Origin of the sequence: Mesorhizobium escarrei (genome assembly GCF_935825525.1) — a bacterium.
Taxonomy (GTDB): Bacteria; Pseudomonadota; Alphaproteobacteria; order Rhizobiales; family Rhizobiaceae; genus Mesorhizobium; species Mesorhizobium escarrei.
In genome coordinates, this window is record NZ_CAKXZT010000046.1 from 1 (window position 1) to 22,267 (window position 22,267).

Below are 22,267 nucleotides of genomic sequence, written 5' to 3' on the forward strand. Positions count from 1 at the left end.
CCAGCTTTCCTGGCGCACTGAAAACCTGACGCTGGTCCCCGAGGTTAGACAACCGCTTTGGGTGGCAAGCGGAAGTCCAGCGTGAACGCGCGGAATAGTTGCTTTGCGGACTTGAGCCGGCATTAGGTTGCGCAAGCTGTAGCGGCTGATCTTGGCGCGACCGAGAACAACGTCGGCGCTCGCGCGCAGGGCCCGCTCTTGAAGCCAGTGGCCAGCGGGCTCTAGGCCAATAATGGGCGCTTTCCAGAATGACCGGAACCGCACGGCAATCGCTGACCAAACCCTTCTAACCTTGCCAGCGGAGCAATCACCTTTACGATTCGACCAGGATCACCAAGGACTCTGGCACCACTCCATCGAAGGCCATCGCATCCGCGGCTTCCTTGCTCTGCATAGCTTTCATCATGGCGTCCATGTCCGGAACGTCCATAAGAACGGCCACCCGAGTCGGATTTTGTGGATCTACAAATGTTCGTATGTTGGTCACGCCGAGCGGACCAAAAAGCTCTTTGCGCTTCGGCGAGTCGAGCCAGTGCTTCGCTCCCTTTGTGATGTTATGGTGGCCAATGACTGTCGGCATTGCATCCTCCCTATCGTGACGGCGAAGGCCGGTATCAACCAAGAGTACCAAGATCCATCCCCGTCGAACCACGGAGCGCCGTTTTGGTTGGACTGTCAATTATTCGTAAGCGCCTCGCGGATCGCCTATGGATTTGGGCTTGACGTTTTCCGGAATCTCCAGGGCATGAGTTCCTCGATCTGGGTCTGCGGATGGCCGTTAATGATGGCGTCGAGGGTTTCGGCAAGGTAGGCGACCGGGTTGACGTCGTTGAGTCTGCAGGTGGCCACGATGGAGGCGAGCAGCGCCTAGTTGTCGAACGTAGTGCTGTGCTGCGATTGTCCACAGTGTCCCAGGAGCCTCTTAGGGACCCATGGCTCCAACGATCCGTTGCTGTCCCCACCCCAACTTTCAAAATTGTGGTAAGTCACGTTGTTATTGGCTTTGAGCGAGCGGTGTGAGGGCGCAGGAGGGTACCATGCACTTCATTAAGGTCCTGGTTAGCTCAGCAATATTGACAGCATCGGGGGCAGCGTTTGCGGCAGAGGAGGTGTCTGTCGAGAGAGGACGGCTGGTTTCCATCATCGGCAGCTGTCACGACTGCCATACTGACGGCTACAGGGAAGCCGAGGGCGCACTCGACCCCACCAAGGCATTGAGAGGGAAAGCAATAGGTTGGCGGGGGCCGTGGGGCACAACCTATGCAAACAATCTGAGATGGAGCGTGCAAGACCTTAGCGAAGACGGGTATGTAACCTACATCAAGACACTTCGCACATTGCCGCCGATGCCTTGGTACAACGTTCGCGTCATGCCGGAGAGCGACATTCGGTCATTCTATCGATATGTGAAGTCGCTCGGTGATCCCGGCGCCTTCCTCCCGAGAACGGCGGGACCGGGGGAAGAGCCAAGGACGCCTTTCGTCACGCTGGAGCCACCGCAAATGCCGAAACCTTGTTCACGCGACCTGGACTGCGGCGTGGGCGAAGTTTGCTCGGCCGCACCAGTCCGCCAATGCGTTAAGAAGTAGGCACCCTGGGCAGCGGCCCTCTTAAGACAGCCGACCCCAATTACGCGATAGGCGAAACTCCGGGAACCTTAAGTTTCGGAACAGTAGCGAACGCCGCCCTCGGGCCAGCCGTCAAGTCCGGACAACAACAGCATGGGCCCGCGTGGCAGATATCGGGATCCGGCGCGGGGGTCGGAAAGGGCAGTTGCGGGCGTAGGGCTGCCATTCATGACCCGGCGCGCCAAGGTCGTCTTCGGGTCGAAATCGGTATTTCGTTGTGGGTATCAAGCGTCAGATTTTCACCACTTGGTCCGCTGAATTGCGATTCGGGCCGATTATCCCTTTTGCTTGATTTGTTTAGCATCCGCGGGCGTCTCGGGTGCGGCCTCCCAGCCGAACACGCTGCGACCGCCGAGCAGATGCGACTGGTCGAACTCTCCGGCAACGATTTCCTTCAGGCTGGGGCCGGTGACATAGCGTTCGACCTGCCGTGACTGGTCGTCCAGCCGCTTCAAGGCACCGATTTCTTCGTCGCGACCGAGCCTGGCCTTGTGGACGGCAGACTTCAGGACGCCGATCGTCTCGTCATAGACTTTCAGCGGCACGGGGAATGGATGCCTGTCCTTGCCGCCATGTGCCAGCGAGAAGCGCCCAGGATCGGAAAACCGGCATGGCGCGCCATGCAAAACCTCGGCCACCAGCGCCAGCGCCCGCACCGTCCGCGCACCGACGCCGGGGACCAGGAGAAGTTCGGAGAAATCGGCGGGGCCACGCTCGGCAGCCGCCGCCATGTTGCCATGAAGACGACGCATGACGACATCGCTTTCGCGAAGGTCGTGGTGCGCCGGCATGACCAGGTGCGGCAGCATTGGCTGGTCGGGCTCCGGTGCGGCAGCCACGTCACGTTCGAGCGCGGCGAATTCCCTCAGAATGCGATCCGGTCCGAGGTCCTGCAGGAGTTCCAGCTGTCCCTTGCGCGAAGCGTCGGCGCGGCGGTCGGTCAGATTGACGATCTCGCCCTGGTTGGCGCCCTCGATGGCGGCATGCGGCTGGTCGACGAAGCTCTTCAGGCCTTCGGACAGCCAATGGTAGCGGCGCGCCACCTTGCTGTCGCCGTTCATGCCCTGCTGCACCACGACCCAGTCGCCGTCATCGGTGACGATAAAGCCATGCAGATAAAGGTCGAAGCCGTCCTGGACGGCGGCGCTGTCGACCTTGGCGACAAGCCGGCTGGCCGTTGCCAGGCCAGTTCCGTCGAACCCGACGCGTTCGCCGATGGCGGCAAGCTCTTGCGGGGTCTTGCGTGAATGCGCGCCGCGGCCACCGCACACGTGAATACCGAGTTCGCCGGAGAGCGGAGCCAAACCACGTTTGAGGGCACCGATGACGCTGGTCGTGATGCCGGAGGAATGCCAGTCCATTCCCATGACGGCGCCAAACGACTGGAACCAGAAGGGATGCGCCAGCCGGCGCAGCAGCTCTTCGCGACCGTAGTGGTGAATGATCGCCTCACACATGACCGCGCCAAGGCGCGTCATACGGTCGCCGAGCCATTTCGGCACGCGTCCGCCATGAAGTGGAAGGTCTGCGCTTCCCGATCGTTCTGCCAAATCCTGCCGCCTGTTGCCGATCTATGCCTTGCGCTCAACAGATAGGTATCGAAAGCGGCGTGGATAAGCGACGATGCAGGTTCGTTTGGATTACAAACTGATCGCAATTCAATTCAGCTGGGGCCATTCGGGTACCATCGGCGGCTTTGCCGGTTACCGGTCGGCCGGATTTCCGACCGCCGGATCGCGCCGCCTTGAATATCTTCCCACACGCGGCAGATCGTCACGAAATTCCACCCACGGCAGCTTCATGTCCCAATAGGCATGAGCCTGCGGCGCAAAGCGTTCTGGGTGGTCGAAGAAGCCGATCGTCAGATAGAGTTCCTCGGGAAGCCCCTGGTCGAGATAGGCTATGGATGTCCCGCAATCGGCGCAGAAGGTGCGAAGCACGCCTCGGGTCCTTGAGAATTTTTTTGGCGCGCCGGTGAGCAATCTGAATTGGGTCGGTCGATAGCCGACCCAGACGGTCAGCGGGCTGCCTATCGCCTTGCGACAATCATCATCGTGATCAGAGCAGATCCAGAACGGGTCGCCGTGCATCTCCGCACTTATCGAACCGCAAAAACAGGAGCCAGTTTCGATCCTGGTCATCGAACTATCGCTTTGATCGAGGCGACCCTTGCGGGTGCAGGGTCCGCAGGGTGATGGAATAGCGGTGCGCGGCAACCGGCGGGATGCTGTGCTGCCATTCGGTGCGCGCCGGGCCCGTCATCAGGTAAGCCGACCTTGGCTCGAGGGTGATGGTCTCGCGATCCCATCTCTTGCCGTTCTTCCGGCGGAGCCGAAAGCTGCATGGCGCAAGAAGAGAAACGCCGGCCACGGCATCGAACTGAGGCTTGTCGCGATGCCAGCCGATACCAGCACCGAGCCGGTACTCGTTGATCAAGACGTGCACGAATGCGTCGGCGGGCAGCCGCGCAAATGCCGCCACCTTGTCCCTGAGCGGCATCAGAAAAGCAGGGACAGGCGGCGCCTCGACGACTTTGCGCTGGTCGAAATCATAGCGGAGCCCAAAACCGGCGACGCGCCGGTTAGCGAGATGGCCATGAAAGTCGAAAGGCTGGAAGGCGAGACTTTCGAGCTGCCGCGCCAGTTTGGCCTCTTCCTCCGCCGTGATCAGCTCCGGCTGGTAGCAAAATCCTTCCGGCAAGTCGTCACGTGCGTGAAAGTCGGGCGCGCGAAACAGGTCGCCTTGTCCGGCGAATCCCGGCTGCCTGGTTTTGAGCGATGGCATCAATCCTAATTGGTGAAGTTGGCCGCTGGCGGCAAGGCCTTGAGGCGACGGGCCGGCCGGATCATCGCCTCCACATGCGCGAGACGGAACCCAGATTGCCGGGGCGGGTTATTGCCCAGGCGCGTCGAGTGTTGGGAAATGCCTTCAACTGTTATCCAAAGCATCAATTACGATCCGGCGACGAGGACCCTCTCCGTATGGTTTGTCCCAAGCGGAAATCGCTACGATTTCGACGACGTGCCGCCGCAGGCTTATGCGGCATTCCGCAAGGCCTCGTCAAAAGGCCGGTTTTTCAACGCGTTCATTCGAGACCGGTATAGCTATCATCTGGTCGAGCAGAGCCAGTCGGGGTGAGATCTTTTGCCCTTGTCGCCCGTAATGCATCCGGGAGAATCCAGTCGGCCTGCCCGATTCTCATTGCGCCGGCGGCGTTCCGGGTTGATCGCCGCCCGTAGTCGTCTTCGGCGTCGGATCCTTGTCGACCTCGGGATTTTGGTCGACGGTGTTGGTGTTGCTCTGTGTCGGTTCAGTGCTGCTGGTGCTGCCCTGTGTCGGCTCGGGGTCGTTGCTGCAAGCAGCCAAAGCCAGCGCCGTCGCCAGGGCCGACAAAAATGATAGTCTCGTCATTGATAGTCCCGTCATGGCCTACCGCTCCCTTGCTGCTCGACAACGGCGGGTGGTGAATTTGGTTGCAGCGGAACGGCTGTCTGCTGGCCCAGGACCCTTCTGATCATCGCCGCGCAGGTGCCAAGGAACAAATCTCGGCGTCGCCACGTTGCATTTCCTGTGCAATGCTTGTGACAGTGAGGCTCGTCTTGGCGCCGAGAGCAAATTGGAAGGGTTTTCTGAAAATCGGAGAACTCAGCTGCCCGGTGGCGCTTTATACGGCTGCCTCGACCTCCGAGCGGATCGCCTTCCACACGATAAACCGCGCCTCGGGCCACAGGGTGCATCGCGCTTTCGTCGACAGCGACAGCGGCAAGCCGGTGGAGAAGGACGATCAGGTCAAAGGCTATGAGATCGGCTCGGGTGAGTACGTCGTGCTCGAACCCGATGAGGTCGCGGCCGCTGTTCCCGAGAGCGACAAGACGCTGTCGGTCTCGGCCTTCATCGGCTGTGCCGATGTCGACGATGTGTATTTCGACAAGCCCTATTACCTGGCCCCGTCGGACAAACACGCGGAAGAAGCGTTTGGGCTGATCCGCGAGGGCATGCGCAGGAAGAAGGTCGCCGCGATCGCCCAGACCGTGCTGTTCCGGCGCGTCCGGACCCTGCTCGTCCGCGCCTATGACGAAGGCCTGGTCGCAACGACGCTGAATTTCGATTACGAGGTGCGCTCGGCGGAGGAGGCTTTCGACAACATCCCCGATATGAAGATCGAGGGCGAGATGCTCGAACTGGCCGAACACATCATCAAGACCAAGAAAGGCAAATTCGATCCGACCAAATTCGACGACCGTTACGAGGCGGCGCTCGCCGAGCTTGTGAAGGCAAAGCTCGAAGGCAGGAAGATCGCCGTTCCGAAGCCGGCCAAGCGGGAGAAGGTCGTCAATCTCATGGATGCGCTGCGCCAGAGTGCCGGCGTTGGCGGCAGGCAGCCCTCGACAAGAAAGCCCGCGGCAAAGTCAAAGCCAGCGCGCCATGCCAAGGCGAAGCAGACAGCGCCGCGTCGGAAGGCCGGCTGACCGATGGCGCTCGAGACCTACCGCAAGAAGCGCAATTTTTCCGTTACCCCGGAGCCGCAGGGACGCAGGGCGCCCAGGACCGGCAACAGCTTCGTCGTACAGAAGCACGATGCCACCCGGCTCCATTATGATTTTCGTCTCGAAATGGACGGCGTCCTCAAGAGCTGGGCCGTCACAAAAGGGCCGAGCCTGATCCCCGGCGAGAAGCGCCTTGCCGTCCACGTCGAGGACCATCCTCTGGAATATGGCGGTTTCGAAGGCACCATTCCGAAGGGCGAGTATGGCGGCGGCACCGTCCTCCTTTGGGACAGAGGTACTTGGACGCCGATCGGCGACGCGCATCGCGGCTATGCGAAAGGCCATCTCGATTTCGAACTTCACGGCGAGAAGCTTGGCGGCCGCTGGCATCTTGTGCGCATGGCCGGAAAGCCGCGGGAGAAGCGCGAGAACTGGCTGCTGATCAAAGGCGACGATGACGCCGCGCGCACCGAAGGTGATCCCGACATTCTGGACGAGCGGCCGGAATCCGTCGCGACCGGCCGCAAGATCGAGGACGTCGCCGGCGAAGAGCCCGGCTGGTCGTCCAAGACAGGGCGCATTCGCAAGCGCCGCGGCGGCAGCACCAGGCCAACTCCAGCGGAAGAGCCTCCCTCCACTGTCAGCGTTCCCGAACCGTCAAAGATCAAGGGCGCCAAGAAGGCGGCGCTTCCCGATTTCGTCGAGCCGACGCTGGCAACCCTGGTCTCGTCAGCGCCGTCGGGCGAGCGCTGGCTGCACGAGATCAAATTCGACGGTTACCGGCTGCAGGCCAGGATCGAAGCCGGCCGCGTCAAACTGTTGACGCGGAGCGGTCTCGACTGGACGAAGAAATTCGGCAAGGCGGTCGTTTCGGCGCTGGCCGATATCCCGGTCGGGACGGCGCTGATCGACAGTGAGCTCGTGGTCGAGACGTCAGCCGGCGCATCGGATTTTTCCGCGCTGCAAGCCGATCTCAGCGAGGGCCGCAGTGATCGCTTTCGCTTCTACGTTTTCGACCTGCTTCATCTCGACGGATCCGATCTGCGCGACGTTGCGCTGATCAAGCGCAAGGAATTGTTGGAAAAGATCATCGGCAGTGACAGCGGCATCATCAGCTACAGCGGCCATTTTGAGGAGGATGGCGCGCTGGTGCTGCGACACGCCTGTCGGCTGAGCCTGGAAGGCATTGTCTCCAAGCTTCGCGATGCGCCTTACCGCTCTGGCCGCAGCAAGAACTGGGTGAAGTCGAAATGCTCGGCACGGCAGGAATTTGTCGTGGCCGGCTATGTCCCCTCGACAACGTCGCGCAAGGCGATCGGTTCGCTTGTCCTGGGTGTCTATGACGACGGCAAGCTTCATCATGTCGGGCGCGTCGGCACCGGCTACACGGCGGCGGTTGCCGAGAGCCTCTTCAAGAAGCTCGAGCGAATACGCGTTCCGTCAAGCCCGTTCGACGAACGGCTGGCCGCCGAAGAGGCTCGGCAAGTCCGCTATGTCAGGCCGGAACTCGTCGCCGAAGTCGAGTTCCGGGCGTGGACCGCCGACGGCAATCTACGCCACGCCTCGTTCCGCGGATTGCGCGAAGACAAGCCGGCGAAGGAGATCGTGCGCGAGACGCCTAAGACGAGCAAGGCAGCGCCCCAACCTCAGCGCCGGACCGTCAAGCTCACCCATCCCGACCGCCTTTACTGGCCGGACGAGGGCGTGACCAAGGAAGGTCTCGCCGACTATTATGCCGAGGTCTGGCGCTATGCGTCGCCCTACATCGTCGGCCGGGCGCTGGCGCTGGTGCGATGTCCCAACGGGATTTCGGGCGAGCAATTCTTCCAGAAGCATGCCTGGAAGGGGCTCAATCCAAACATCGTGCTGGTCCACGACCCCAAGGATCCGCCCGACGAGCGACTGATCAGCATCAATGATCTCGATGGGCTGATCGGTCTCGTCCAGTCGGCGGCGCTGGAGATCCACCCCTGGGGCTCGATGGTGAGCGATTGGGAGCGTCCGGACACGATCATCATGGACCTCGATCCCGGCGAAGGCGTGAGCTGGGAGGCGGTGACCGAAGCCGCCGTCGAGACCCGCGACCGGCTGAAGGATGCAGGGCTTGTCGCCTTCATCAAGACCTCCGGCGGCAAGGGTCTGCACGTCGTGGCGCCGTTGAAGCCGAAAGCGGAATGGCCTGTTGTAAAGGCGTTTACCAAGGCGATAGCCGACTCCATGGCCGCCGACAGTCCCAACCGCTACGTCTCGACCATCACCAAATCCAAACGGCGCGGAAAAATCCTCGTCGACTATCTGCGCAACCAGCGCGGTGCGACCGCGGTCGCACCCTATTCGACACGAGCACGACCGGGTGCGGCGGTCTCGATGCCGCTTGCCTGGGACGAGCTCGGCCCCGGCATCGGACCGGCCTATTTTACCGTCGAGAACACGCCGACCCGGCTTGCCTCGCTGTCGTCGGATCCCTGGCAGGATTTCCGAGCTGCCGCAGCGCCGATCGAAGATCGTGCGAACCGGCGCAAGAAAGCGGCTTGAGGACCACGTCACGAATGCGCCCATGCATCCCGAAGTGGCTCAGGCGATCTGCTCAAACGTGCATTGCTCCGGTGCCTTGTCCGGCCGCCAGCGCAGGAACTTGGTGCCATGCCGGAAACGGTCGCCGGTGACATGATCGAAGCGTACTTCGACCACCAGTTCGGGCCGGACCGGCTCCCATTCGCCGCTGCGCTCGGTGCTCCAGCGGCTCGGCCCGCCCGGCGCCTTTCCGGTAAAGCCGGGGGGCTCGCGCATCGCTTCGAGTTTGCGGGTAAGCTCGGCCCTGTTGTCCTTGGCAATGGTCGAGGTGAAACCGACGTGATCGAGCTTGCCGGCCTCGTTATAGAGACCCAGCAACAGAGAGCCGACCTGCGGGCTGTTGCTGAGATAGCGAAAGCCGCCGACCACGCAATCGGCCGACCGCAGCCGCTTTACCTTCACCATCGCGCGCACCCCCGGTTGGTACGGACCGTCCAGCCGCTTGGCGACCACGCCGTCCGTCTCCCCGAGTCCGGCATCAGTTAACCAGGAGCGGGCTTCGTTCAGATCGCGCGTACAGTGCGAAAGCACGATGTTCCTGCGGTTTGCCGAAGCGACGAAAGCCTCAAGTATCACTCGCCGTTTTTTCAGGGTCCGCGCCAACCAGACGGTTCCGTGCTCATCGCAGAGCATGTCGAACAGGACGATGTGCGCCGGGGTTTCGGCGGACAACTTGCGGATCCTGCTCTCGGCGGGATGAAGCCGCATCTGGAGCGCGTCGAACGAAAACTTGCCATCGACCGAGATGACGATTTCACCGTCGACGACAAAACGGCGCGACGGTAGTTCCTTCAATGTCGCGACGAGTTCGGGAAAATAGCGTCCGAGCGGCTTGCCTGACTTTGCGCGCAACTCCACCGCATCATCCTGCCGGAATGCCAGGCAGCGAAAACCGTCCCATTTGCGCTCGTATTGCCATCCGTCTCCTTCGGGAATCGCATCAGCGGCCTTGGCTTCCATTGGAGGCGTATCGAGCGGCAGGGCGAACCCGCCGTTGCGGGGGATGACCTTCATTGTGCTGCCTTTATCCTCCCGAGCAACTGCGTGCGCCTATTTTCGCTTTCCGGCCTCCGAGCCGATGCTCTTGCGCAACGCATCCATGATGTTGATCACGTTGCTGGGCGGTTGCTCGGCCTTGGCCTTCGCCTTGGCCGGACCCTTCTTGCCCTTCTTCTTCGAGGCAATGATCTCCAGCAGCCGCGCCTGGACGGGATCTCCGGTCATGGCGGGATCCCACTGCCTGGTCCGCTCATCGATCAAGGTCGAGACCATATCCATCAGTTTTGGGTCGGGTTTGGCGTCTTCGATCTTGCCGAAATAATCCTCGGGATCGCGAACCTCATCGCCATAGCGCAGGGTCCACAGCACGATGCCCTTGCCTCGCGGTTCGAGCATGACGGCGCGCTCGCGGCGGTACATGACCAGTCGCGATATTCCGACTGTCCCTGTCGACTGCATCGCGTCGCGAATGACCGAAAATGCCTCCTCCCCGACCGGATCGTCGGGAGTGAGATAGTGGGGCTTGTCGTACCAGATCCAGCCGATGCTGTCGGCATCGACGAACATGTCGATGTCGATGGTACGCGTGCTCTCCAGCGCGACTGCGTCGATCTCATCGTCCTCGAGCAGGACGTATTCGTCCTCGCCGCGCTGATAGCCCTTGACTTCGTCGTCTTCAGCAACGGGCTTGCCGCTGACGGCGTCAACATATTGGCTGACCACCCGATGCCCGCTCTTGCGATTGAGCGTATGAAACCGGACCTTTTCGCTCTCGGTGGTAGCGGGCGTCATCGCGACCGGGCAGGTCACCAGCGAAAGCTTCAGATAGCCTTTCCAGAAAGGGCGTGGCGCCATCGAGCACTCCCGACAGGAGTAAAACAGTCGAACGCATCAGGGCGATCGATTGTTCCAGCAGCGTTTTTGGCGCGCGCCTGGCCCACGGCATACGCTCTTTGCCTGAGTGGCCCTCCGGGCCAGCAGCAGAACCGGGGGCCAATCGCATGGTTCGGCAAATTTTACCAAGGTGAGACGAAACAATTGCCTCCGATCGTCGTTTCGCCGGCAAGGAATTTTGGTCGAGGAGTGCGACCGGCCGGGGTGTTTTCGACAATCCGGGCCTGAGCAGCGCGATGCCAGGGTCAAAAGGGTGAAAACCATGAGCTTTGACGCCTTGAGATTCAAAGATCGAACGGATGCGGGGCGCCAGCTTGCCGCCGCTTTGACCAGGTTCCCGGCAACCGATCCACTGGTGCTGGCGCTGCCGCGCGGCGGCGTGCCGGTTGGCTTCGAAGTGGCGAAGGCACTCCGTGCCCGGCTCGACGTGCTGCTTGTGCGCAAGATCGGCGCGCCGGGCCATTCCGAATATGGCATCGGCGCGGTCGTCGACGGGGAAAATCCGCAGCTCGTCCTCAACGAGGAGGCGATGGCTTTGGTCCAGCCGTCAGACGAATACGTCGAAGCAGAGAAGCGGCGGCAACTGCTCGAAATAGAGCGCCGCAGAACCCTCTATCTCGGCAGCCGGCCTGCGGCTTCGGTCCTGGGCCGGACCGTTATCGTCGTCGATGACGGCATTGCGACCGGAGGCACGGTCAGAGTGGCGCTCAAGGCGCTAAGGAAGGATCGGGCCGCGCATGTCGTCCTGGCCGTTCCGGTCGCACCCCAGGACACGCTGGACCTTATCAAAACCGATGTGAACGAAGTGGTCTGTCTCGCCACGCCCGAGCCGTTTGGAGCCGTGAGCCAGTATTATGAGGATTTCGCGCAGACCACCGACGCAGAGGTGGTCCGGCTGCTGCGCGAGGCAGAGCAGTTCGAGAGCAAATCGTCGATGCGATCTGCCGGCTAGCCCGTTCGCCGACAGCCGATGGGGCACGCCATGGCTGGCAAGGGCCGACGGATGGAGATCGTCGAACGCGGCGATATCTTTCTCTACCGGCCAGACCGCGCCCCAGCGGCGGGCGAGCCTTCAGTCGCGCAAACGATTGGCAGCGTGATCCTGGCGCTGCTCAGTTGCGATCTGCTTGGAATCCAGACCGCGTTCCTTCGTATGCTGAGCCTTGTCGCGGTTGGACAGGACTTTGTTTTCTTCTAGCTTGTCCTTTGGGGTCGTGGTCCTGGCGCCTGTACCAGAACCCTTTCCCCGTGCACCCGCTCCGATGTGCTTCTTGCCACCTTTTGCCATGGGCCTGCTCCAATTCTTAGTCGTCGGGACGGTTCTTGTGATGAACGCTCTCCTGATTTTCTCCGCGAAGGATGTTGCGACCGTCAGGGTCAACGAGGTCGGGTGTCTTGGACCTGATTTCCGACCCCTTGCGCAGCGCTTCACGTTCCGCTGCTGATCGCTTCAGGTCAGCGTCTGCGTCGAAATCCTTGCCGGCCCCCTTCGTGTTCTCCCGCTTTTCAATGATGCGCAATTGCTGCTCATGGGTTCTGCGTCCAACCATTGGTTTCCTCCAAGGTACCTTGCGTTCGATTTGAGGCCCAGATCGCTGGCGGCAATCGTCGACGTCCCGGTGTTGCAGGTGGCAACGGTCCTTGCCGAAGCGGGACCAATCGTGGGCCACCACGATCTGAGCCTGTCCTTATGGCGATAATGGCAGGGCGGCGGGATCGTTCCGAGATGGCGGCCGAATAACCGTCCATCGCTATCGACTCCGGGCTGCTCATCCGCATCTGCCATGATCCGTCGGTCTTTCTCCTCGCGGTGTTCCGATGGAACATCAGGACATCTCCGTCGTTCGGCGACTGATCGCCTATGTCCACCTCTGAGCCCTACGCCGAAGCGAGAGAGCGTAAAGCTGCAGGCCCGGGACAAAACACACACAGGAGGCAACCATGCCCAACACTGCCGAGATCCTTGTCGACACATTGATCGCCTGGGACGTGCGCGTGATCTTCGGCCTGCCGGGGGACGGCATAAACGGCATCATGGAGGCGCTGCGCACAAGGCAGGACAAAATACGCTTCGTTCAGGTGCGGCATGAGGAATCCGCGGCTTTCATGGCGACGGCCTATGCCAAATGGACCGGCAAGCTCGGTGTCTGCCTCGCCACCTCAGGGCCAGGAGGCACTCACCTGCTCACCGGCCTCTACGACGCAAAGCTCGACCAGGCGCCGGTGCTTGCCATAACCGGCATGCAATTTCACGACTTGATCGAGACGTTCACGCAGCAGGATGTCGATCTCACCCGCGTTTTCAGCGACGTCGCCATCTTCAACACGCAAGTGAGCGACGCAGCGCATATGGAAAACGTTGCCGGGCTGGCCTGTCGTTCCGCGCTTGCGGGACGTGGCGTCTCCCATCTCTCGATAGCCAGCGACGTGCAGGAACAGACGTCGGCAAAGCGCTCGCCCCGCAACCTTCCAAGACACACGCCCGAACGGTGGTTCGAAGGGGACAAACGACCCGACGAAGCCCAGCTTGCTCTTGCAGCTGACATCCTCAACACAGCATCAAAGGTGGCAATACTTGCCGGGCGCGGTGCGCTGCATGCGAAGACGGAACTCGAGAGGACGGCGGACCTCCTCGCCGCACCCGTCGCCAAGGCTTTGCTCGGAAAAGGCGTTCTGCCGGACGATCACCCGCACGTCATGGGCGGAATAGGAATATTGGGCTCGCTGGCCTCGCAGGAGATCATGGAGGAATGCGAGGCGCTGCTGATCGTCGGCTCAACCTTCCCTTACATCGAATACTATCCCAAGCCGGGCAAGGCGCGCGGCGTGCAGATCGACCGCAATGCGCAGCGCATCGGCCTTCGCCATCCGGTCGAGGCCGGTCTCGTCGGCGATGCGGCCATCACGCTGCAATTGCTCAATGAAAGGCTGAAGCCGAAGCAGGACAGAGCCTTTCTCGAAGATGCGCAGCAGAGCCTACAGCGCTGGCGCAAGATGATGGCCGAGGCGGAAAGCAGGGACGACGTGCCGCTCAAGCCGCAACGCGTCGTCAAGGCATTCGGCGACCGAATGCCGGCCAATGCGATCCTGGCCAGCGATTGCGGCCAAAACACCGAACTTGCCGCCCGTCATATCGATATCAAGGCAGGACAGGATTTCGCCGTCTCGGGCTCGCTGGCATCGATGGCCTGCGGGCTGCCCTATGCGATTGCCGGCGGGATCGCCTTCCCGGGCCGGCCGGTTTTCGCGGTTGTGGGCGATGGCGGGCTGGCGATGCAGCTTGGCGAATTTTCGACAGCCGTGCGTTACAGGATTCCGCTCAAGCTTCTGGTGATCAAGAACAACATGCTCAACCAGATCGCCTGGGAGCAGATGATGTTCCTCGGCAACCCGCAGTTTGCCTGCGAACTCCAGCCGATCGATTTCGCCCTGGCCGCTGAAGCTATGGGGGGCATCGGCTACAGCGTCACCCGGCCTGAGGACGTCGATGGGGTTCTTGATGCCGCGTTTGCCGCGGAAGGCCCGGTGATCATAGAGGCGGTCGTCGACGCGTATGAACCTATGCTGCCGCCGCGCATGCCGGACGAATATCGCAAGAACATGCTCACAGCCCTGCGGGAAACGCCGGGCCGCAAGGAGATCGAAGCAAACCTCGCTCGGGAGCCGCTGAAGACGATGATGGGCTGAGTTCCCTGGCCGGTTAGTCCTTGACGTAGGCGCCTGGCTGGCGGCCGCTCTTCGGAGCCTTGGCGTCCTTGGAACGCTCGGCGATCGACGGACCGGCGCCGGATGTCTTTTCGGTCGCTGCACTGGGCGTGGACTGCCTGGGCGGGTTCTGCCCTTCGGACTGATGGGTTTTGTCCTCCACCTCGTTGCTTGACCGTGTCAGCCCCATCCCACCGGCAGGCTTCTTGTTGGCGGCCGCCTCCTGGGAGAATTGGTCCGACGCGTCCGCATCTTTCTTGGCCGGGTACTTGGTCGCGCCATGTTCGTAACGGGTCTCGTTTTTGCTCATAGCATTTCTCCGGTTTCACGGATTGTGGTTAAACACTCCTGTTGCGGTACCGCCGCCAGCGCTTCCGACGGCGGCATATGCGATGCGTGCAGCGCCCGGCCGGCGCGGCTCTCGATATTCGGCACGCTCAGGCGTCCTCAGTCAGGCATCTTGCCATGGCGCGTGCAGAATATCGGCGCCCGGCTGCTCGTCGAAAAGGACCGCGCAGCCGCGCTCCCACGCCACCGGCGAAAGGGCGTTGGCCACGACTTCGTCCGGCGAGATGAAATCACCGGTCAGCACCCGCAACTCTTCGACGGCTTTGGCCATCGACACCAATCGCCCTGCGGCGCGGTCGGTGGTGCAGGCTTCGATGACGGAAACGAGATCGATCATTTGGAACTGGCCCATTATACGCCTCCGCAAACAGCATCCCTTCGCGGCTATGAACGTCGCAACGATCGACAATGTTCCCGGCCGGCCGAACGTATACGCGCTAAGCCTGGTCCGTCGCGTCCTTGAGCTCGCTCAGGAATGCCACCAGAGCATCCTCGGGCCGATCGGCCTCCTCGGTTAGCATGTCGATACCCCACCGTCCGAGAACCGCTTCCTGGACGACGCTCGGCTGCGGCATGAAGACGAACGATTTCGGACGATTCTTTTCATAACCGGACCGGCGCCAGGTTTCCCAAAGCCGATACAGCAACAGACGGATGTTCATGTCTGACATGCTGTAGCCGATGAACAGGACGGTGCGCCCCAGTGCGTCGGCGCGAAACTTCACGTCCAATGGTGATTCGAACGAGAGCCGCTCGAAATAGTCGGACTCCGCCAGAACCAGCGATGCATCGTCGTCGAAATCGCCGTGGTATTTGATGATCTGGGTAACCTCGCCGTTCACCTTGGCGATATCCTTGGCATTGGCCACTTTTACGAACGCGCGGTCGTGGACCTCGAACGCAACCTCAAGGTTTCGATCATAGTTGGTGGTGTAGATGATCGGGAAATCGAGTGACACGATCAGCTTGTGGATCGCCGATCCCCTGACTTTTTCCCGCGAGACGCTCCATTCGCGATCCATCCAACTGCGCAAGGGGCCGAGACTGCCATGCTTCAGCCGGTAATATTCCGCAAGAGCCTGGTAACTGGACTCAGGCCTGTCGACCTCGTCTCGATCGAGCCCGAGTTCATCCACCATATGCTCGATGAGCTTCTCCCAGGATGGCAGGCCGACGCTCATCGACACCCCCGCCCCAACGAACAAGATCGCTCGTCGCTCTTTCACGGATTGAGCCAGTTGCTCAAGTGCAGACGGCATGGCCAACTCACCAGGCAATGATCCAAACACAACTGCGAAAGGCGCCCTCTGTTCCGGAGAAGCAGGATCAGCGCCAATTCTGTTCAGAAAATCGGGCCTGTTCAGAAATCGGGTGTGTTCAGCAAATGCGGCGCAGACTGGAACCCCTGAGGCAGATCGAAGTTTGGTTGCCAGGGAGACACCATGATGGCCGCACGACGAGATCAGACGCCCGCCAAAGCGACAGGCGATATTCAGGCCGGGGCGACACAGGATAAGACCCCCGGGTTCGATCCTGCCGCCGCACCTGAAGAGACCGACGCCGAAGCGGCAGATGTGCCGAATCCTGTCGCCGAGGCTCGTCCACGGCGAAAGCCCGAGTTCACGAATGAAGCAAGCTTCGGCGATGCGATGCGGCCGGTAGGAAGCGAGCCTGATCTTCAGCCTCGCAGCAACTGGCCGGTGCTGGTGATTGCCGCAGTCGTTCTCGTAGCGGCCGCCGCCTTCGTGCTAGCAGCCATGCTGCGCTAGCGAGGTAGGTTTCGAGAGCTTATCGGCGCCCGAACATGAAACGGGCACAGATACGTGAGCCATCCCGTGAATTTCCGTAAGGATCTGGCCGGATCCCGCGCCGCCATTTCACGCCCAAGAGCATAGTTCAGTTCGGTGAGCGCCGTGATAAACCTAGCCGATCTTGCCGAAGATCGAGCCGATGATGCCGCATGACGGCAGGTAGATGCCGAACAGCGCCGAGACCATCACGTCGATTGCACGCAAATAAATCAACTCGCCATTTCACAAACCACTCATGATAAGTTTCCCGACCGCCAACTCGCTCGCGAAATAGCCGCTGTATCTGGGCACGCTATCGGGCATGTCCAGCACTCGACGGTGATAGAACATGTCGAACCGAACCGGCGGTAGCCGGGCCTCGGGCTCGAAAGTGCTGGCCGGGATGAACATCACTTTGACCGGCCCAAAGCCGGCAACCTCCACAACGGGCTTGCCACAGGTCCGGCAGACCCCGCGGTTGAAGTTCGGCGGCGGACGGTATTTCTTGAATGAGATGTTGCCGGCGTTTTTCAGCACGACATCCTTGGCGCGAACGGCGACCACGTCCGCGAACGGTTTGCCGTTGAACGCCTGGCAGATCATGCAGTGGCACCGGAATCTACCCTTTGGCGCAGTGTGCACCTCGAACGGGCAAGCGCCGCATTCGCAGGAGCCGCGTAGCGGCAACGACGTGTCAGTGGTCATGTGCTGATGCTCCTGAGCTGGATTTGATGACGGCATGCTGATCACCGGAGCATCATGTTGAGGATGGTATCGATCGGCTGTTTGAAGGGCGCGCGCAGAAGGTCGGAGAGGTTCCAACGGCCCTGCTCATAGATCCCCTTGGCATGGCTGAGGGTGCGGAAGCCTTCGATGCCATGGTATGCGCCCATGCCGCTGGGACCGACACCGCCGAAAGGCAAGTCATCCTGGGCGATGTGCATGATCGTCCCGTTGATAGTGACGTTGCCTGAGGTTGTTCGGCTCAGCACCATGCGTCGGTCCTCGTCATCGGCGCCGAAGTAGTAGAGCGCGAGAGGCCGGGGCCGGGCGTTCACATAGGCGATCGCTTCTTCGATGTCGCGGTAGGGAAAAATCGGCAGGATCGGGCCGAAGATCTCCTCATGAGCGATGCGCATGTCGTCTTTGACACCGAGGACGACGGCTGGCGCCAGCGTGTTGGCGCGCATAGACGCCTCACCGGGCCGATTGCCGACCTCGATGATCCGCGCTCCTTTGGAACGGGCGTCGTCGATCAGGCTCTGAAGCCGGGCATAATGCCGCTCGTTGATGATGGAAGTATAGTGTTCGCTCCTCGGCCCGTCCGCATAGAAGGACGCCACTTTCCGATCATACGTCCCGACAAACGAGCCGACATCGTTTTCGTGGACGAGTGCGTAATCGGGGGCGATGCACGTCTGGCCGGCGTTGAGTAGCTTACCGAAAGCAATGGACGCCGCCGCCCGGTCGAGGGAGTCGCCCTTGGCGACGATGCTAGGCGATTTGCCCCCCAGTTCAAGGGTGACCGGGACAAGGTTGTCGCTAGCGGCCTTCATCACCGACCGTCCCACCGCGGTGCTGCCGGTGAAGACGAGATGGTCGAACGGCAAGGCAGAGAATGCCGCCCCTGCGGCCGCATCGCCGGTCACCATCGCGAACTGGTCCTCGGGGAAGACCTCGCCCAGTATCTTCGCGAGCAGCGAATTGGTGACGGGTGTAAACTCCGAAGGTTTCAGCATCACCCGGTTTCCGGCCGCGATGGCCGTTACGACCGGCATCAGCGCGAGGTTCACCGGATAGTTCCACGGCGACATCACGCCGACGACGCCAAGCGGCTGATATTCGATGCGGGCGCTGCCGATCCGCATGTGCAGAGCAACGTGGCGGCGGGTCGGCGCCATGAATTTGCGAAGGTTGCGGATCAGATACTTCGTCCCCTCGGCGACCGCTGCAACTTCCATGATCGCCGTTTCGTGCCTCGAGCGATGTCCGAAATCGGCATTGATGGCATCTTCGATCGCTTTGCGGTGCCCGATGATCGTAGCCCTGAACCTGGCCAGATCAGCGCGTCGCTGCGCCAGCGAAGGCGCTCCGTCACGCAGGAAGGCAGCACGCTGACCGGCGAGGAGACTGCCTAGCCGATCTGCGTCGGTGATTTTTGCGATTGCGTTCATGGCCCACTCCGATGTAGACAGGAGAAACTTACTCCCTTGATGTAGCCCCTTAAGTAGCCAGTGTCAACAATGTATTCACAAGAAACTTTGAGGTACCATGCAGGACGCACCCAACCGCCCCTATCACCACGGGGATCTCCGCCGTGCGGTTATCGAGACGGCGTTGGATATGCTTCGGGAGGAGAAGGGCTGGCAGTTCACGCTGCGGGAAGTCGCCCGCCGGGCTGGCGTAAGCCACGCGGCACCCTACAAGCACTTCCCCGATAAGGCCGCGCTGCTTGCGGAGATCGCCATGATTGGGTTCGACCGGCTGCGCGAGTCCCTATCGGCAGCGAAGTCTGAAGCGCCGAAAACTCTGCGCAACGAAATTACTCCGCTAGCTCGTGCCTACGTCGCGTTCGGAACGAACAACCCGGCTCTCTACCGCCTGATGTTTAGCGCGGAGGAGGGAAAAGCGGTGGGAATGCATCTCAATGAGCGGGCGCTGGCGGTATTCGATGTTCTCCTCGAAATCCTCCGGCGCGGCCAGGCCGCGGGGAGCATTCGCAAGCGGCCGATAGAAGGTCAGGCGGCAGCCGCCTGGGGACTCGTCCACGGCATGACCATGCTTGCGATCGATGGGCTCCTGGTGCCCGAGAAGGTGGGATCGGCCCCCTTGGATGCAGCCTTGAGCACGTTGGTGGAAGGGCTGGGGAACCCAGCAACACAACACTAGCTGGTCCCATCTCGTCCGCCCTATATCCGCCTGCCGTATATCTGTGCCCCTTTAATGTTCAGGGGCCTTATTCGTAGCCGAGGGCCAAGTCATTGTGAACATCTGTCGCGGCGATCGCAGCCTGGCCGAAAGCGACCGCGATCTGGTTCAGGGCCTTGACCAGGTCGCCGATGGCATACACCCCCTCGACCGAGGTCCGCTGATGCTTATCGACGACGACATAGCCCTCGTCGCAGCATTTGATGCCCATTGCCAGCGCGAGTTCGGAACGCACCTGGCATCCCATCGCCGGATAGATGACGTCGAAATGGCGCACCTCGCCGTCCTTGAGGATGGCCTGGTAGCCGCTGTCGGTGGGAACAAACTTTTTGAATGCGTCGCAAACAGCAATGTTCTCTTCCATGGCCACGCGCCGTGTGCTGGCGGAAAAATCTGGAAGATAGCGTGCGAGCATTGTGACGTGCTGCGTATACTGCTTGAGGAACAAGGCCTCGCGCAGCACCCTCGCCTCGTGACCGATGACCGCGACCTTACGATCTATGACTTCGTAGCCGTCACAAACCGGGCAAAGGCGTACGCTGCCTCTGGCGATGGCCTCGCGCAGACTCGGAATTGCCGGCACGACGTCGACGATGCCTGTCGCCAGGAATACCTTGCGGGCGACGATCCGCCCGCCGTTGGTCTCGGCGCCAAACCCGCCTACGGTGGGCTCGACCGATGACGCCTGATCGTGGACCAGTGTCGCTCCGAACTTGGCGGCCTGGGAACTAAGCCGCTGCAAAAGATCGGGGCCGCTGATTCCTTCTGGAAATCCCGGACAGTTACGGCTTTGTGCAATCAGCATCGCGCGCGATTCACCCGCGTCGACCACCACGACCCGATGACGGAACCTGCCGAGATAGATAGCCGCCGCCAGCCCCGGGGGTCCACCGCCAACAATGAGAACATCCGCTTCAGTCGCGGATGAGGCTGAATGTCGGCGTTTGCGCGCGGGTTGACCCATCCGCGCCGAACGCATTCATGGGAAAGATGTTCCAGCGCCGAAATCGAAGCCATGACATCTGTCGCAGCAAGCCTTACCACTCGATCGCCGGCCGCGCGATCATCAGCCAGAAAATCCCGAGCACGGCAGCAAAGGCGGGAAAGCCAAAGGCGAACCACAGCCAGAAAAGCCTGCTATACCGGGCCGGCAGCGGGGCCCCCGCTTTGGCGGCTTCGGACGCCAGATTGCGCATCTCCATCTGCATCCATACCACCGGCAGCCAGAACACACCGGTAACGATATAGAGCGCGATGGACAGCACGATCCAGCCTTCGGAGAGCGAGTAACCCGCCAGCCAGGCGAGCGCGACGCCGGTTATCGGCTGCGCCACGACGGCAGTTGCCGTGAAGAGAAAGTCGGCGACCACTACGATGCGCGCCACTGCCGCAATTGTTGCCGCATTGCCGGTCCTGTGGGCGAGAAGCATGAAGAACGCGATGCCGGCGCCGGTGCCAAGCAGCACACTGGCACCGATGACATGCAGGAACTTCAGCACGAAATAGAGCATCAGCGCTCCTCCAGGATCGCCAAGGCAACGAAGTGAAGGACGATGATCGGCAGGACCTTCAGGAATGGCCCAAGTGGTTCGTTCCACAGGTCCGGGCGCAGGAAAGTGCCCACGATCAGATAGAACAGCGAGAGCGCGATCCCTGAGTAGAGACCTTTTCGCGCCGTTGGCCGCCAGGCCATGAGTGCGCCGACGACGATGTCGGCAAGAGCGCCGGCGATCACGGTAGGCACCGATAACATGCCAGCCCCCGTGCTTTGCATGAGGTCGATCCCTTTGCCGTAGCCAGTGGTCAGCGACACAACTCCTGTCATGATCCAGAACAACGGCAGGACGACGAAGATTGCAGGCTTGGTGACATAAAGCCCGGCAAACCATTTTTCCTGCACCGTCGCCGGATTGAGCGCGAGGAACTGCGCCAGGCTTTGTGGCCGCATGCCGGTCAGGGAAATCCAGTCCGAGGGATCTCCGAGCGCACCTCGCGTGATCTCCCTGGCGGCGTTGGTGCGCATCGGAGGCCGCCAGCCGAGCATCGCGGCAAGATCGCCGAGGCGGTAGAGAAGCCGCGCAAGCCATCCCGGCAAGACCAGCCTGGCTGCGGGAGCCCAGCCGAGCCAGCGGCGGAATGTACCGACGATCTCATCCATGGTCAGCTGTTCGGGACCGGCAAGTTCCAGCGCCATACGAGACGGACTGCCGGGATCGAGAAAGAAGAGGACCGTCGAGACCACATCCTCGAGCTGCACGACCTGCAGCCGGCCGGTATCTGGCATTGACGGCAGGATCGGCAGAGAGGCCAGCCCGCGAAACAATGCACTGGCCCCAAACACAGGCCGGCCGAGCACCACGGAAGGGCGAAGGATTATCCAGTCCAGGTCAAGCGCCACGAGCGCCTGATCGCCGGCATATTTCGTCGCCGAGAACGACGAAGGCTGTGCCCTATCCACACCCATTGCCGAGAAGTGGATCACCTTGGCAACGCCGGCCCGCGCGCAGGCGAGAAAAAGAGCCGCCGCCGCATCGCGATGGACTTGCCCGGTCTTTTCGCGAGGGCTGTCCTGCAGAACGCCGGCACAGTTCACGACGGCATCTACGCCAGTCAGATGCGGCAGCCAACCTTCAGGGCGTAGCGCGGCCGCCATATCCAGCACCAATGTCTGGTAAATGGGGGCTGCGTTTGCCCGAGGGCGACGAACGATGCCGACCACCTCATGTCCTTCGGAAACGAGGCGGGCGCAGACCGAAGCGCCGATCAAGCCGGTGGCTCCTACAACGAGAATTCTCATCGGACCCCGATCTTCGGTAGCGGTAACCACGAGATCGTCGCCGTTCTATTCGGCGCGTATCTCCACCATATCGTCGATATTTTTCCGGCGCTGCAAAAGCACACGTCTTTCGGCCAG

At 61.4% G+C, this 22,267-nt stretch carries 24 protein-coding genes and 1 pseudogene; 8 read left to right on the top strand and 17 right to left on the bottom strand.

All coding sequences use genetic code 11. From position 1 onward, the window contains the following. Nucleotides 1–313 precede the first annotated feature (313 nt). From NMG80_RS03715 to NMG80_RS03730, 5 genes and pseudogenes are all read right to left on the bottom strand, one after another. Complete coding sequence (locus NMG80_RS03715) at nt 314–580, bottom strand: hypothetical protein (protein ID WP_023680946.1); 267 nt, start codon at nt 578–580, stop codon at nt 314–316. 125 nt (nt 581–705) lie between these two features. Next, nucleotides 706–867 (bottom strand): annotated as a pseudogene (locus tag NMG80_RS36980) (transposase domain-containing protein); the annotation flags it as partial. Nucleotides 868–1,903: 1,036 nt separating this feature from the next. After that, a complete protein-coding gene (locus tag NMG80_RS03720) occupies nt 1,904–3,178 on the bottom strand; it encodes a DUF763 domain-containing protein (RefSeq protein WP_254016887.1) in 1,275 nt (424 codons plus the stop codon). A 153-nt stretch (nt 3,179–3,331) separates the two neighbouring features. Further along, nucleotides 3,332–3,769: a GFA family protein gene (locus tag NMG80_RS03725; protein WP_254016888.1), complete on the bottom strand. Its 438-nt coding sequence runs from the start codon at nt 3,767–3,769 to the stop codon at nt 3,332–3,334. Between the two features lie 4 nt (nt 3,770–3,773). Then, on the bottom strand, nt 3,774–4,412 hold the full coding sequence (locus NMG80_RS03730) for an alpha-ketoglutarate-dependent dioxygenase AlkB (protein ID WP_254016889.1): 639 nt from the start codon (nt 4,410–4,412) through the stop codon (nt 3,774–3,776). Nucleotides 4,413–4,550: 138 nt separating this feature from the next. On the opposite strand from NMG80_RS03730, the gene NMG80_RS03735 reads away from it, so the two are divergent. Continuing rightward, entirely contained in the window at nt 4,551–4,766 is a 216-nt protein-coding gene (locus tag NMG80_RS03735; RefSeq protein ID WP_254016890.1) for a KTSC domain-containing protein, read from the top strand. A 60-nt stretch (nt 4,767–4,826) separates the two neighbouring features. Here NMG80_RS03735 and NMG80_RS03740 read toward each other — a convergent pair whose 3' ends face one another. Beyond that, the gene (locus NMG80_RS03740) at nt 4,827–5,039 is read right to left on the bottom strand and encodes a hypothetical protein (RefSeq protein ID WP_254016891.1); all 213 of its coding nucleotides are present in this window, start codon (nt 5,037–5,039) and stop codon (nt 4,827–4,829) included. A gap of 188 nt (nt 5,040–5,227) precedes the next feature. Between NMG80_RS03740 and ku (NMG80_RS03745) the strand changes: the two genes are divergently transcribed. Further along, complete coding sequence (gene ku, locus NMG80_RS03745) at nt 5,228–6,097, top strand: non-homologous end joining protein Ku (RefSeq protein WP_254016892.1); 870 nt, start codon at nt 5,228–5,230, stop codon at nt 6,095–6,097. A gap of 3 nt (nt 6,098–6,100) precedes the next feature. Then, on the top strand, nt 6,101–8,650 hold the full coding sequence (gene ligD / locus NMG80_RS03750) for a DNA ligase D (RefSeq protein WP_254016893.1): 2,550 nt from the start codon (nt 6,101–6,103) through the stop codon (nt 8,648–8,650). Nucleotides 8,651–8,689: 39 nt separating this feature from the next. Here the strand turns inward: ligD and NMG80_RS03755 are convergent, their stop codons facing one another. Continuing rightward, nucleotides 8,690–9,703 (bottom strand): ATP-dependent DNA ligase, encoded by a 1,014-nt coding sequence (locus NMG80_RS03755; RefSeq protein ID WP_254016894.1) that lies wholly within the window; start codon nt 9,701–9,703, stop codon nt 8,690–8,692. A 36-nt stretch (nt 9,704–9,739) separates the two neighbouring features. Further along, nucleotides 9,740–10,543: a non-homologous end joining protein Ku gene (ku, locus tag NMG80_RS03760; protein WP_123149539.1), complete on the bottom strand. Its 804-nt coding sequence runs from the start codon at nt 10,541–10,543 to the stop codon at nt 9,740–9,742. 301 nt (nt 10,544–10,844) lie between these two features. Between ku (NMG80_RS03760) and NMG80_RS03765 the strand changes: the two genes are divergently transcribed. Further along, complete coding sequence (locus NMG80_RS03765; protein WP_254016895.1) at nt 10,845–11,534, top strand: phosphoribosyltransferase; 690 nt, start codon at nt 10,845–10,847, stop codon at nt 11,532–11,534. Nucleotides 11,535–11,564: 30 nt separating this feature from the next. Then, entirely contained in the window at nt 11,565–11,780 is a 216-nt protein-coding gene (locus NMG80_RS37735; protein ID WP_436798539.1) for a hypothetical protein, read from the top strand. Nucleotides 11,781–11,886: 106 nt separating this feature from the next. On the opposite strand, the gene NMG80_RS03775 is transcribed toward NMG80_RS37735, so the two are convergent. Continuing rightward, the gene (locus NMG80_RS03775) at nt 11,887–12,132 is read right to left on the bottom strand and encodes a hypothetical protein (protein ID WP_254016897.1); all 246 of its coding nucleotides are present in this window, start codon (nt 12,130–12,132) and stop codon (nt 11,887–11,889) included. 391 nt (nt 12,133–12,523) lie between these two features. Between NMG80_RS03775 and NMG80_RS03780 the strand changes: the two genes are divergently transcribed. Beyond that, nucleotides 12,524–14,269 (top strand): thiamine pyrophosphate-dependent enzyme, encoded by a 1,746-nt coding sequence (locus NMG80_RS03780; RefSeq protein WP_254016898.1) that lies wholly within the window; start codon nt 12,524–12,526, stop codon nt 14,267–14,269. Nucleotides 14,270–14,282: 13 nt separating this feature from the next. Here the strand turns inward: NMG80_RS03780 and NMG80_RS03785 are convergent, their stop codons facing one another. The 3 genes from NMG80_RS03785 to NMG80_RS03795 all read right to left on the bottom strand — a co-directional run bounded on the left by NMG80_RS03785 (nt 14,283) and on the right by NMG80_RS03795 (nt 15,894). Beyond that, on the bottom strand, nt 14,283–14,597 hold the full coding sequence (locus tag NMG80_RS03785) for a hypothetical protein (protein ID WP_254016899.1): 315 nt from the start codon (nt 14,595–14,597) through the stop codon (nt 14,283–14,285). 141 nt (nt 14,598–14,738) lie between these two features. Continuing rightward, nucleotides 14,739–14,987, bottom strand: coding sequence for a hypothetical protein (locus tag NMG80_RS03790; RefSeq protein ID WP_254016900.1), 249 nt, complete (start codon nt 14,985–14,987; stop codon nt 14,739–14,741). Between the two features lie 85 nt (nt 14,988–15,072). Next, nucleotides 15,073–15,894, bottom strand: a complete 822-nt coding sequence (locus NMG80_RS03795) for an SIR2 family NAD-dependent protein deacylase (protein WP_254016901.1) — start codon at nt 15,892–15,894, stop codon at nt 15,073–15,075. A gap of 186 nt (nt 15,895–16,080) precedes the next feature. Between NMG80_RS03795 and NMG80_RS03800 the strand changes: the two genes are divergently transcribed. Next, nucleotides 16,081–16,404 (top strand): hypothetical protein, encoded by a 324-nt coding sequence (locus tag NMG80_RS03800; RefSeq protein ID WP_436798540.1) that lies wholly within the window; start codon nt 16,081–16,083, stop codon nt 16,402–16,404. A 264-nt stretch (nt 16,405–16,668) separates the two neighbouring features. On the opposite strand, the gene NMG80_RS03805 is transcribed toward NMG80_RS03800, so the two are convergent. Both NMG80_RS03805 and NMG80_RS03810 read right to left on the bottom strand, forming a co-directional pair. Continuing rightward, nucleotides 16,669–17,166 carry a GFA family protein gene (locus tag NMG80_RS03805; RefSeq protein WP_436798541.1) on the bottom strand — a complete coding sequence of 166 codons (498 nt, stop codon included), beginning with the start codon at nt 17,164–17,166 and terminating at the stop codon, nt 16,669–16,671. 5 nt (nt 17,167–17,171) lie between these two features. Next, nucleotides 17,172–18,599: a coniferyl aldehyde dehydrogenase gene (locus NMG80_RS03810; protein ID WP_254016904.1), complete on the bottom strand. Its 1,428-nt coding sequence runs from the start codon at nt 18,597–18,599 to the stop codon at nt 17,172–17,174. 97 nt (nt 18,600–18,696) lie between these two features. Here NMG80_RS03810 and NMG80_RS03815 point away from each other — a divergent pair, with 97 nt between their 5' ends. Continuing rightward, complete coding sequence (locus NMG80_RS03815; protein WP_254016905.1) at nt 18,697–19,314, top strand: TetR/AcrR family transcriptional regulator; 618 nt, start codon at nt 18,697–18,699, stop codon at nt 19,312–19,314. A 67-nt stretch (nt 19,315–19,381) separates the two neighbouring features. Here the strand turns inward: NMG80_RS03815 and NMG80_RS03820 are convergent, their stop codons facing one another. Genes NMG80_RS03820 through NMG80_RS03830 form a run of 3 tightly spaced genes read right to left on the bottom strand, consistent with a single transcriptional unit; the run spans nt 19,382 to nt 22,150 of the window. Further along, nucleotides 19,382–20,332 (bottom strand): NAD(P)/FAD-dependent oxidoreductase, encoded by a 951-nt coding sequence (locus NMG80_RS03820; RefSeq protein ID WP_254016906.1) that lies wholly within the window; start codon nt 20,330–20,332, stop codon nt 19,382–19,384. Nucleotides 20,333–20,390: 58 nt separating this feature from the next. Then, nucleotides 20,391–20,864: a DUF2269 family protein gene (locus NMG80_RS03825; protein ID WP_254016907.1), complete on the bottom strand. Its 474-nt coding sequence runs from the start codon at nt 20,862–20,864 to the stop codon at nt 20,391–20,393. Then, a complete protein-coding gene (locus NMG80_RS03830) occupies nt 20,864–22,150 on the bottom strand; it encodes an SDR family oxidoreductase (RefSeq protein ID WP_254016908.1) in 1,287 nt (428 codons plus the stop codon). The genes NMG80_RS03825 and NMG80_RS03830 overlap by 1 nt, the downstream gene beginning before the upstream one ends. Between the last annotated feature and the right edge of the window lie 117 nt (nt 22,151–22,267).